The sequence below is a fragment of the Enterococcus sp. NBRC 3427 genome, assembly GCF_007996925.1.
Lineage (GTDB): Bacteria > Bacillota > Bacilli > Lactobacillales > Enterococcaceae > Enterococcus_B > Enterococcus_B lactis.
Map to the genome: position 1 here is coordinate 1 of NZ_BJLL01000033.1, position 11,619 is coordinate 11,619.

The 11,619-nt window shown below is 38.9% G+C and carries 13 protein-coding genes; 3 read left to right on the plus strand and 10 right to left on the minus strand.

Translation table 11 applies throughout. The features are described from left to right. Positions 1-310: 310 nt before the first annotated feature. The 4 genes from ESP02_RS08270 to dhaM form a co-directional block, all read right to left on the minus strand. Positions 311-970: an HI_0552 family protein gene (locus ESP02_RS08270; RefSeq protein WP_025478421.1), complete on the minus strand. Its 660-nt coding sequence runs from the start codon at positions 968-970 to the stop codon at positions 311-313. Between the two features lie 127 nt (positions 971-1,097). After that, positions 1,098-1,703 (minus strand): dihydroxyacetone kinase subunit DhaL, encoded by a 606-nt coding sequence (gene dhaL / locus ESP02_RS08275; protein ID WP_002373576.1) that lies wholly within the window; start codon positions 1,701-1,703, stop codon positions 1,098-1,100. Positions 1,704-1,731: 28 nt separating this feature from the next. Continuing rightward, positions 1,732-2,742 carry a dihydroxyacetone kinase subunit DhaK gene (gene dhaK, locus ESP02_RS08280; RefSeq protein WP_002289294.1) on the minus strand — a complete coding sequence of 337 codons (1,011 nt, stop codon included), beginning with the start codon at positions 2,740-2,742 and terminating at the stop codon, positions 1,732-1,734. Beyond that, entirely contained in the window at positions 2,717-3,112 is a 396-nt protein-coding gene (gene dhaM, locus ESP02_RS08285; protein WP_038399186.1) for a dihydroxyacetone kinase phosphoryl donor subunit DhaM, read from the minus strand. Before dhaM ends, dhaK begins: the two co-directional genes overlap by 26 nt. 152 nt (positions 3,113-3,264) lie before the next feature. Between dhaM and ESP02_RS08290 the strand changes: the two genes are divergently transcribed. Then, positions 3,265-3,585 (plus strand): putative heavy metal-binding protein, encoded by a 321-nt coding sequence (locus tag ESP02_RS08290; protein WP_002292575.1) that lies wholly within the window; start codon positions 3,265-3,267, stop codon positions 3,583-3,585. 110 nt (positions 3,586-3,695) lie between these two features. Here ESP02_RS08290 and ESP02_RS08295 read toward each other — a convergent pair whose 3' ends face one another. The 6 genes from ESP02_RS08295 to ESP02_RS08320 all read right to left on the minus strand — a co-directional run bounded on the left by ESP02_RS08295 (position 3,696) and on the right by ESP02_RS08320 (position 10,819). After that, positions 3,696-4,553 (minus strand): LPXTG cell wall anchor domain-containing protein, encoded by an 858-nt coding sequence (locus ESP02_RS08295; protein WP_025478423.1) that lies wholly within the window; start codon positions 4,551-4,553, stop codon positions 3,696-3,698. 107 nt (positions 4,554-4,660) lie between these two features. Beyond that, positions 4,661-5,965, minus strand: coding sequence for a glycosyltransferase (locus tag ESP02_RS08300; protein ID WP_002373579.1), 1,305 nt, complete (start codon positions 5,963-5,965; stop codon positions 4,661-4,663). Then, positions 5,962-6,471 carry a hypothetical protein gene (locus ESP02_RS08305; protein ID WP_002373580.1) on the minus strand — a complete coding sequence of 170 codons (510 nt, stop codon included), beginning with the start codon at positions 6,469-6,471 and terminating at the stop codon, positions 5,962-5,964. The genes ESP02_RS08300 and ESP02_RS08305 overlap by 4 nt, the downstream gene beginning before the upstream one ends. A 158-nt stretch (positions 6,472-6,629) precedes the next feature. After that, a complete protein-coding gene (locus ESP02_RS08310) occupies positions 6,630-8,765 on the minus strand; it encodes a UvrD-helicase domain-containing protein (RefSeq protein WP_002373581.1) in 2,136 nt (711 codons plus the stop codon). 82 nt (positions 8,766-8,847) lie between these two features. Beyond that, positions 8,848-10,503 carry an FAD-dependent oxidoreductase gene (locus tag ESP02_RS08315; protein WP_002373584.1) on the minus strand — a complete coding sequence of 552 codons (1,656 nt, stop codon included), beginning with the start codon at positions 10,501-10,503 and terminating at the stop codon, positions 8,848-8,850. Between the two features lies 1 nt (position 10,504). Further along, positions 10,505-10,819, minus strand: a complete 315-nt coding sequence (locus tag ESP02_RS08320) for a rhodanese-like domain-containing protein (protein WP_002373586.1) — start codon at positions 10,817-10,819, stop codon at positions 10,505-10,507. A gap of 169 nt (positions 10,820-10,988) precedes the next feature. Between ESP02_RS08320 and ESP02_RS08325 the strand changes: the two genes are divergently transcribed. Both ESP02_RS08325 and ESP02_RS08330 read left to right on the plus strand, forming a co-directional pair. Continuing rightward, positions 10,989-11,249 carry a metal-sensitive transcriptional regulator gene (locus tag ESP02_RS08325; RefSeq protein ID WP_002373589.1) on the plus strand — a complete coding sequence of 87 codons (261 nt, stop codon included), beginning with the start codon at positions 10,989-10,991 and terminating at the stop codon, positions 11,247-11,249. Between the two features lie 13 nt (positions 11,250-11,262). Then, positions 11,263-11,577, plus strand: a complete 315-nt coding sequence (locus ESP02_RS08330) for a DsrE family protein (RefSeq protein ID WP_002329633.1) — start codon at positions 11,263-11,265, stop codon at positions 11,575-11,577. The last annotated feature ends 42 nt before the right edge of the window (positions 11,578-11,619 follow it).

An 11,619-nucleotide genomic window follows, 5' to 3' on the forward strand; every position in this document is an offset into this window, starting at 1 on the left:
AAAGAAGCCTTTTTCTTACTTTTCCTTGTTTGATAACTAAATGAATATTTTTTCATTTTTTCTGTTATGCAAATCGAAACACATATACAAAAGAATGAGCGGAACGCAAGCAATCGTCGTTTTTTAGAGATCGTTAACCGTTATGTTTTTAGATTTGTTTAAATTTTTATTCTGATTTGGCTGATGGAAAAACCAAACAGACACCTGCGAAAAAAATGATTTTTTCGCAGGTGTCTGTTTATGTTGCCTCATGAGAGCACTGGATTCGATGATGTGCCATCTATTTAGTACGCAACGCAAATCAGCTTTTTCATAACTTCTTTTTTATCGCGTGATACAATGGCGCTAGTTCTTTGAGCGCCTCAGCAGTTTTCTCTTCGATGTTCGTGTATTCATTTGGAGAAAAAAACAGTTTGCCAAGTTGGAAGGTTCGATCGCCCATTGTTTCTCGCAGCTCTTCTTGCTTGCTCTTATCTGATAAATAAACGGATAAAGGCAAATGATCTTCCAGCTCATTTTCAGGCTGAGGCCAGATATAATATTCTTCAATCGCTACCTGGGTACTCCATTCCTGCAGTAAAGATAGCAATTGATTGTATCCTTCAACGCTTCCTTCTCTCGTGTCACTTTTATAGTGCTGATACATCAAATAGATTTGGTATTGTTTTTGATTCAACAAAACTGCTAGACAGGCATTCTCGTCTTGACGAGATTCGCTTCGATAAGCACTCCAAAAATGACTGCGTAAATTCCAGCCATTCGTCCAGCTTTCGATTTTAGGTTTGCTCATGCCATACGTATCAGGCAAAAGTGCAGCTGTCTGGAGCTGGATCTCTTTCCATTTTTGCCAATGTGCTTTGTATTCTTGTTTGATTTGTTCAACTTCATCTGGTGTATGTATTTCTTTGAGTTGTTTGAATGCATAATTGTCTCTGTCAAATAACTGATAGTCTTCTTTCATTAGATCCATTTTGTTCCCTCTTTTCTTTTTTATTTTAACTATCTTATTTAAAAGAAACAACTGTAAAAAAGCTGAATCGAAAAAGCAACTGCTTGCTTTTCGAGTTCAGCCTCTGTTTCCATTTATATAGGGACGGTCATGAAGTTTTGATCACATTGAGTAGTGTCGTAAATAAAATGGCACTGGAAGCAGCTCCCGGGTCGATATGTCCGATTGCACGTTCTCCTAGATAGGAAGCTCTTCCTTTTTTAGCTACCAAGTCTTTGGTGTGTTCTTTTGCCTGGTCAATGATTTCTTTTGTTAGATTCCCTCCTTTCAACGCCTCTGTAACTGGTAGCCAAACATCTAACATCGTTTTATCGTCAGCTTCTGCCTTTCCTCGGCTTTGAATACCCGCTGTTCCCTGCTCGATCACTTCTCCTAATTTTTCTTGAGAATCAATAGAATCGACCTCTTTTGTCGCTTTCATCATGTTCATGAATGCAGATCCGTATAACGGACCAGAAGCCCCACCGACTTTCGATATCATCGCCATAGAGAATACTTTGAATGTATCACTAATTGTTTCAGGATGATCGGTTTGAAAAGCTTCTTCATAAGCTGAAACCCCTCTTCCCATATTATTTCCGTGGTCTCCATCGCCAATCGGGGTATCTAGATCACTGAGATGTTGTTTGTTCTGATTGATTGCCTCTGCAAATTGCGAGAGCCATTCTTGGATTTCTTGAACGGTTAGTTTCATATTATCACCCTTTTATCTTGAGATTGTCTTACCATGAAATCGTCTGTACATTGCTTTCTAAAGAATCTTTCCATTGTGTCTCCGTCAAGTCGATCAGCGTCAGAGAAAGGCCTTGCATATCTAGTGAGGTCATAAAATTACCGACTTTTCGGAAAACTACATTGACGCCTCTTTCTTCCAACAGAGCTAAAACATCATTCATGAATACGAACTGTTCCATCAAAGGCGTCCCGCCCATTCCGTTGACTAATACACCTGCTTCTTTTGGCAAATTCGAGTAATCATCTAAAATCTTAGTAACAAGTTCCTTTGCCAGTACTTTAGAAGGCTGCATCTTTTCTCGACGATAGCCTGGCTCACCGTGGATACCAACACCATACTCAATCTCATCTTCTCCTAGTTCGAATCCTGGTTTCCCTACTTCTGGTACAGTTGCTGCTCGAAGCGCTAGACCGATCGTCTTAGTTGCCTGTACGACCTTTTCTCCCAATTCTTTCAACTCTGCTAGGGAAGCACCGTTTCTTGCTGCATCGCCCACGATTTTGTGTACAAGGACAGTACCCGCAACTCCGCGTTTTCCAGCAGTATACGTACTATTTTCAACGGCGATATCATCATCTACGATCACACTTTCTACTTCAATATCGTCCATAGCAGCTAGTTCCTTTGCCATATCGAAGTTCAATGCATCACCTGTATAATTCTTAACGATCAGTAAAACTCCTTTTCCACTATCCGCTTCCTTGATAGCCGTTTGAATCTGATCTGGAGTTGGAGAAGTAAACACATCACCAAGCACCGCTGCACTTAACATTCCTTCCCCTACAAACCCGGCATGGGATGGTTCATGTCCGCTTCCTCCACCAGAAACCAAACCAACTTGTTCCGCTTTCTGATTCTTGGCTACAACACGGGAAGATTCTACACGATGAACAAGTTCTGGATAGCTTTTTACTAATCCTTCCAGCATTTCTTCGACAATATTGCTTGGATCATTCATGATTTTTTTCAATTTATTCCCATCCTTTCTTTCCGGCATTTTGTGCTTCTGTTAAGATTTGCTGAGTATCATCCGTTATACCGGCAGTGATGGCTGCTGCAAAAGCTCCTTCCACTAAAGGCGCATCCACCAGATGATAACGTTGCTGCTGTTCTTCTTCCAACATGTCTTTTGCCAGTTCCGAATTCAATACCGCGCTGCCGATATCCGCAAAAACAAAATAACTAGCTGCATCATTTGATTCATTGACAGCTTCTACGATTTTCATCGGGTCTGATCCGATCTCGCCATTTATTCCACCGAGAGAAAAGATCTGCACCTCTTCGGATTTTTGCATCTGCTCAATCATTTCTTTAATACCATCTGTTACTTTTTGACTATGAGAAATAAGCAAAATACTCTTTTTCACAAGAATCTTCCTTTCTTTTACATAGTTGCTAACGATTGGTTTCGCTTTCATTAATGAACAATTCAAGTATATAATAAATTCCTAATTTTGGGAAAATATGTGTTGCGCATCTTGAACTTTGTTATACTTTCATTAAAGAGAGGAGTGATCGAATGATTACAACAACCACGAATAGTGTGGAAGGAAAAACCGTAGTAGCTTATAAAGGAATCGTTTTTGGTGAAGTTATTACTGGGATCAATGTATTGAAAGATTTTGGGGCTGGTTTGCGAAACGTCTTTGGCGGCCGTTCAAAAAGTTATGAAAATGAACTAATGGGCGCAAGAGAAGAAGCCCTTGCGGAAATGGCCGAACGTGCAAAAGCATTAGGAGCTGATGCAATCATCGGCGTAAAAATGGATTACGAAGTATTAGGCAGCGACAATGGCATGTTGATGGTCACATGTAGTGGAACAGCTGTCTCCACAAGATAAGTAGGAATAGCTGTCTTAATAAATAAAAAGAGATGGGACATGTGGTGGGACCCAAGAGTTAGATTTTTCAGTCTAACTTCGAGGTTCACTACCTTCCCATTCTCTCTTTTTTATTTCTTTTTGCGAATGATTCCGTAAGTTGTTGCAACTAGCACACCTGTGCCTACTAAGGAATAATTGACAGAAGCTGTTTTTTCATTTGTTTTTGGTAAAGTCTGACTTGTTGATTCGGATGACTCTGTCGTTTGCTGAACTGTTTCTGTCGTGGTTCCAGAGGCCACTGATTTTTCTCCTGCCGAATGCAAAATATCTTTTATTCGTTGGAAACTAGCTGCTAAGTCTGCTTTTTTTGCTTCAAAATCATTAGCAACTGTTTGCGCTTCGCTGATCTTTCCATGGATTGCTTGACTGGCCGCTGTGATATCCGCTTGAGTTTGACTTAGCTTTCCAGAAGCTGTTTGAGCAACCTGATCTAATTGTTGATTGAATTCTTTTGCTTGTTGGATCTTCCCGTCAAGATCTGTTTGGACAGCTTCCGCTTTTGCTTTCGCTTCGGCAAGCTTTTTCTCAAGTTGTGCACGGTCATTTCCCGCTTTATTTTTAAGATCAGCTAAATCTTGATCGATTGCTGCTTGGTCTTCTTTCAATTTGTTTTTTGCAGCCTCTAATGCTTCTTCGAGTTCTTTTCTTTTATTTTCCAAGTCTTGCAAATGATCGATTGGATCAGAAGAGGTAGAACTATTCGTTGATGTATCTTCTGAAGACGAAATCGTTTCTCCTGAGTTATCCGTCGGTACATTGGAAGTCATTTCTGTTTCCGAGGTTCCGTTTTCAGCATCAGAAGAGCTTATAGTTGTTGAAGGCTCTGTTTGAGCAGGTTCAGAAGTTTCTGCAAAAGCCGTGTGTCCGAAGAAGAAAATACCGGAAACAGCAATCGGCCAGATCAACGGCTTCATTCTTTTTTTCATCACTTTCCCCATCCTTACTACTTTTTAACTAATTTCTTATTATAAGCAAAAATGTCTGGAAGAACCATAAACACAACAGGCTGTTTGTCTAAAAAACGGTGCATCTTTTATTTTTTTGTACGTTCCGGACTTTTCCATGTCCCGCTTCCATAACCTAAAATCGTTTTGACTGCTGGAATGAAAGTCGTCACGATTGTTATCGCGTTCACTATCCAGAACAAAAGCATATATAGTGGTGCGAAAAGAAGATATTTCAATTTTCTTCGTCGATCATCTACAATCAGCGAAGCTAGCAACTGGAAAAATCCTGCGACCATTTCAAAGCAGATGAACACAAAACTGAATGTAAAAGTGACATAGATCTGTTCATAGTTTCCTTGGTACACATAATGCCCAATCAATCCAATAAAAAGAATCATGGAAATACAAAAGAATATTGACCAGACAATGCTCAATGTTTGATCAATGAAGATGATTGTTCTTCCGATATGTTTAAAAGGGTGGAGCATCACTTTTTTGAAATTCGTCAGCCAGACTTCTGTTCCACCTTTTGCCCAACGTTTTCTTTGTCGATATAGCATCTTCAACGTCACAGGTACTTCCATGAAAAAGATGATCCCCGGAGCAAAAACAGATACCCAGCCATTCAACTGATGATCCCACGCAATACTGATGTCTTCTGTCGCTCGATCTTGTCTGAATCCGCCCACATCGATCAAGGCGGCTTTTCGATACATCGTATTTGCTCCACTGTACGCATAAAGACCACCGAAAACAGCTGACTGTGTTCGTTTGATGATACCAACGATACTTGAGAATTCAACCGTTTGTGATTTTGCAATCAACTTGGTACGATTTTGGACATCCATATTTGCAGTGACCGCAGCAATATGTCTTGCACCAGGGCGAATGAAATAATTCACATACCTGTTCAGTGCATCTGGCTCCGGTACCGTATCTGCATCATTACTTAAAATCAATTTTCCTTTTGCAAAGGCAAGTCCGATATTAAACGCATGGGCTTTCCCTTTATTTTTTTCGATCCGAACCACACGAAGATTAGCGTATTTTTTCATCAGTCTGGCTAATATTTCTGGTGTTTGGTCCGTTGAACCATCATCGGTCACTAATACTTCATAGTTGTGATAATTCAATTTCGTCATCAAATACTCGATCGTCTCTTCGATCACGATCTCTTCATTATGGGCTGGCACCATGATCGTAATGAACGGTTCAACACCCGATGGAACATCTACCCATTCTTTTTGTTTATGTTTGTATAAAAAAACATAACACCAGACTCCAATAAACCATGCAAATCCGCCTAAAATCGGGTAAGAAACGAGAAAAAAATACATGATAGACAAACAAGTGTCTAGAAATTGATTCCCTGTATGAGTGATTGAGGTCATTTCAGTTCCACCCCATTTTCTTTATACAAATCTGCAATGAGTGTCGTATCTAGATTTTTCTCTTCGGAGACAGAATAAAAACGGACCGTTTCTCTCTCTTCTTTTGTTCCAAAACGTTCCGTATACATTTCTTCAAGTAATTCTTGTCTTTTTTCCAATTCTTCATCTTCATATTCAAAAGACTTATTTACTGTTCTATACAAATTTCGATTGTTCCATCTAGTCAACACAAATGAGATAATCAGGAAGCTGAAAAAGATCAATGCAAAAAAGCCGATGAAGAAATACAGCATTTTCTTTTCCAATAAAAAAGCGTACAAGTAAAAATTCTTGGCTCTTTCTGGTCTCGTTAATGGGAAAAACACCCATATAAAAGGAAGAACAACGATCATCCAACCGAAAAGAGCCACTAGCGTTTGCCAAATTTTTAACCAATAATTACCTTTTGAAAAATACTTATCTTTCACCAAAATCGATGCAACTTCTTCTCTTGTTACTTTTTTCATATCCTCACCTCACATTTTTTGTTACGACGTAGGAGTTTACCATACTTTTCATTTCTTTTCACATAAAGTGTTCCTAAATTTTTCCTAAGAAAAAGAACAAAACATTTCTCATCGGCAAATGAAAAATATTTTGTTCTTTTTATTTTTTTATCTCTTAATTATGTTTCTCTTTCCAATACGACAATGCTTTTCATTCCTCTAGATATCGCCGTGTACATTTGTCTGCGTCTTCTTTGCTCATCTCTATCGTTTTCAAATGGATACAAGATTACATGATCAAATTCCAGTCCTTTTGCTAGACTCAAAGGGATGATCTGGCAGTTTTTTAATCCATATGAACTTTTTTTAATCGATTCTTGCAGCGTTTGGGTTTCCTTTTCTGTTTGGGTAATAATTGCCGCTTTTTCTCCTTTTAGAGAATCCAAAATCTCAGCTAGTATTTCCAACAATTCTTCAGAGGATCGAAAAGAACGGTATTCGGGTTCTTTTCCTTGCGGTCGGATCGATATGATGTCGATCTTCTCTTGATCCACAGCATAGGTTTTGAAAAGCTCTGTGATTGCTCCGCTAGAACGGTAACTATTTCTAAGATCATACCGATGGATCGGCAGATGGTAGTCGTCGAAACAACGCATAATATCAGCAAAAGTAGTGGAAGAATTAAAGATTGCTTGATTCTCGTCACCTACTAAAGTAAAGTGAGTTTTTGGAAATAATTCGATCAATAGACCTAATTGTGCCAGGGTATAATCTTGTACTTCATCAATCAATAGATAGCGAAACGCTGGTACATTTACCTTTTCAACAAGCAAATGATGAATAGCTAATAAAATGACTGCTTCATCAACAGTACGTGTGTGTTGCCAAACATAAGCTGAGCCATATCGTTTTTCATAAATTCTTTCAAACAATCGGTGCTCATCCACCCATGCCATTTCTTCGATCTGTCTGGTTATTTTTCGATAGTTTTTTTGTAAAAGTTTCCTTGCATAAGCTGCGATACTTTGTTCCGAATCATCAGAAATCAATTCACCGAATAATTTCAACTGTCTATCTTCTGTCAACGAGAGTACCTGATTCTGCACAGCAGGACTTTTTGCTTGTTTCAAAAGATGATTCTTCCATTCGCTCATCAGTGCCTTTTTCGTTGCTTGAAGCCTATCGATCAATTTAGGATGAGCAGGGACTTTCTCATATATTTTTTCGATCGTTTTTTTAGAAAGAACTGTTTTTCCATTTTTAGTAAGTCCACGGATAAAATCAGGATGATCTAGAAACAAAAGATCGGATTCTTTTAGATCATCGATATACTCTTTACTACGCAAATGTTCTGCTTGCTCTGATATATTTTCTTTCGTGATACGTTTGAAATAAGCTTCTTCACCTTCTATTTCCTCTGCTGAAAGCTGTGAAACCAGCTGCAAGATGGTTAGATTCAGTGGATTTCTTTCGCCTAATGATGGTAGGACATTCGAAATATAGTCAATGAACCGATGATTAGGCGATAGAATCAGCAAGTCATCAGATGTCATCGTATCTCGATATAAATAGAGCAGATACGCAATACGCTGCATGATAGCAGAGGTTTTACCACTTCCTGCTACGCCATTTACCAAGATATTTTGACTTTTCACATCCCGAATGATTGTGTTTTGTTCCGATTGAATCGTAGCAGTGATAGCCTTCATTTCATTGGTCTCATCTTGACCTAACACTTCTAATAGCACATCGTCTTGGATAGCTACAGACGTATCAAAAAACTTGACCAAACGATCTCTTTCCAAAATAAATTGTCGTCTTTCTTTGATAACCGTATCGATTTTATTTTGACGAACCGTATAAGAAGACGGACCAATCATGTTATTGTAAAAAAGTTCGGCAATTGGTGAACGCCAATCATAAACAAGATTTTCATCTGCATCATCTGTGAAATTTGCTGTACCGATATAAAAGGATTCTTTTGGCTCATTATCCAGAAAGTCTACAACGACTTTTCCAAAGTAGGGACTTTTCAATAAACGTTCAATCTTTGCTAGCTGATTTTCTGCGTTTTTCTGTTTGATATTCATCTGATCGATTTCTCTATTTTTCATTTCAATCATCGAAAAAGTATCCAGATTATCTAAGTAACTGTCAAAATTCAATCGAAGCTCGCCAGCCATTTCTTTCAACGACTGGTTTCCTTCTATTTTTGCCGTATCCATCGATTCACGCAGTTCGTTTTTTTTATCGATTAACTTTTGATACACGTTCTTCAGATATGCTTCTTCTAACTGCTTTTGTGTGTTGACCATACACATTCTCCTCTTTTTTTAAAGTGGTGGAACCGATTAGTTTACCTCTTTTAAGAGTCGAATGCAAGTTTTTTAACGAGTATCATTTGTTAGGATATATCAGTTCTTCAGGTCGGACAGTTTGATATAAAGAAAATGCACCATCAAGGTTTTTTACGTGGTAGCCAGACTGCTTCAAGATTCTTTCCGCTAGATAGCTACGTAATCCGCTATGACAGCTGACGATATATTCTTGTTGGCTGTCTAATTCATTTAATCGGTCCCGAAGTTCATTCAAAGGGATATGTTTGGCTTCCTTGAATTTGCCCTTTTCCAATTCTTCTGCTGTTCGCACATCTAATAAAATTTTTCCTTTTGCTAATTCTGTCGGCAATTCATGCCATTGTACGGTTTCACTAAGCCCTTCTGCAATGTTCATTGCTGCATATCCTAGCATGTTTACTGGATCTTTGGCTGAGCCAAATGGCGGTGCATACGTCAATTCTAACTCCGGCAAATCGAAGATCGTCAAATGCCCTTTGATTGCTGTTGCTAAAATATCGATCCGTTTATCCACACCTTTTGCCCCAACACCTTGTGCACCATAAATCTCGCCAGTCTTTGGATGGAAGATCAACTTCAGTAAAATATCTGTTGCTTCTGGATAATAGCTTGCATGATCTTTTCCTGACACATGAACGACTTCAAAAGACAGCTCGTTTTCTTTGGCTGTTCTTTCACTTAATCCGGTGGATGCGGCGGTCATTCCAAATGTTCGTATAATTGCTGTTCCAATACCGCCTTGATTTCTTCGAGAGATTCCGGAAATCGTGTCCGCAACTTGTCTACCTTGACGATTGGCTGGTGAAGCAAGAGAAATAAGTGCATCTTTTCCAGTGATTTGCTGTTTTACAACGATAGCATCCCCCACCGCATAAATATCAGGAATATTCGTTTGATAACGTTCGTCTACTAGGATACCCCCGCGTATGCCTAATTCGATTCCAGCGGTCACTGCTAACTGGTTATCAGGACGGACACCAATGGATAAAATAACTAAATCAGCAGGAATGGTACGCCCGTCATCCAGTCGCAATCGTTTCCCGTGGTCTTCAAATCCAGCGACAGCATGAGAAGTAATCACTTCTACTCCTTGATGAGACAATTCTTTTTCTATAAAAGCTGCCATTTCTTCATCCAGTGTCGGAAGAATATGCGGCACTTGTTCGATCACCATGACTTCTAAACCTCTTTTTTTTAGGTTTTCTGCCATTTCCAATCCGATGAATCCTGCACCAACGATCACGGCACGCTTTGGCTGTTTTTCTAATGCATGCATCACTTTATCGATGTCTGGTACATTTCTAATAGAAAAAACATTGTCGGCTTCTGTTATCCCTGGAATCGACGGAACAACTGGTTTTGCGCCAGGAGATAAAACCAATACATCGTACTGTTCCAAGTATTTTTGACCTCCATATACGACTTCTACCGTTTTGTTTTCAGGAAAGATAGCTGTCACTTCATGATTTGGACGCACATCTAAACAAAAACGAGCAGCTAATGATTCTGGCGTTTGGACAAGGAGATTTTCCCGGTCACTGATTTCACCCGAAAGATAATAAGGCAAGCCGCAATTTGCAAAAGAAACATACGGCCCTTTTTCAAAAACAACGATTTCTGCATCTTCCATTAACCGGCGAAGCCGTGTAGCAGCAGACATCCCACCCGCTACACCTCCGACAATAACGATTTTCATCTTATTTCCCTCCTACTGTTCGATCAAACCATTGATTCATACCGCCACGTACATTCACTACATCATAACCAGATTTCTTTAATTCTTTTGCTGCTTGTTTACTCCTCATCCCTGATTGACAAATCACATAAACGGTCTTTTCTTTGTCTCCATCATATCTGTTTATGCTTTGTAATGGAATATTTTTAGCTCCTTTTATATGCCTACCCCGGTATTCTACAGGTGTTCTAACATCAAGTAATACTGGCTTTTCTAAAAGCTTTTCCTTTAATTCTGGGACTGTTATCGATTTTATTGGTTGAAATAACAAACTCATTTTCTGCACCTCATTTATATTTTATGAATACCTCACAGGGTATATTAAACAGGAGCTTTCTTATTCTGTCAACCAGAATGACTCTTCATTTTTTTTACTGCTTTTTATATTTGCATAAAATACCGATTAGGGGTATTATCAAGTTATAAAAAATAGAGGAGAATGTGCTATGGAGATTGAGAATAAAAATATCCTGAACCGTTTGAAACGTACAGAGGGACAAATTCGTGGTATCCAAAAAATGATCGAAGATGAAAAAGAATGTATGGATGTCATCACTCAATTAAGCGCTGTTCGTTCTAGCATTGATCGCGTAATGGGAATGATCGTTGCAGATAATCTGAAAAATTGCTTTGAGAATCCTGATAGTAATCCAGAAGAACAAGCGACTAAATTAGAGCAAGCGATCAAGATGATTATTAAAAAGTAAAGGAATGATTTCAATGAAAGTCGTTTTCCATATTGATGAATTAGAAAAATGGTCAGAAACAGGGAAAAACGTAAAAAACCTGATAAAAGCTTCTCCTGAAACGACGATCGTCGTTTCCGTTAACGGCATCGCGATTACCGGTTATCTAGACTCTGCCAATGCAGAATTCTTAGATTTGAAAGAAGTCGTTTTTCACGCTTGTGCGAATGCTATGCGTGCTAATCACATTTCAGAAAGTTCTTTACCTGAACAAGTAATCGTTGTACCAGCAGGTGTACTTGATTTAGTTGAACTGCAATCCCAAGGTTATGCTTATATCAAGCCTTAGTCAGTAGAGGTTGTGACAGAAGTGATCAGCTTCAAGAAATAA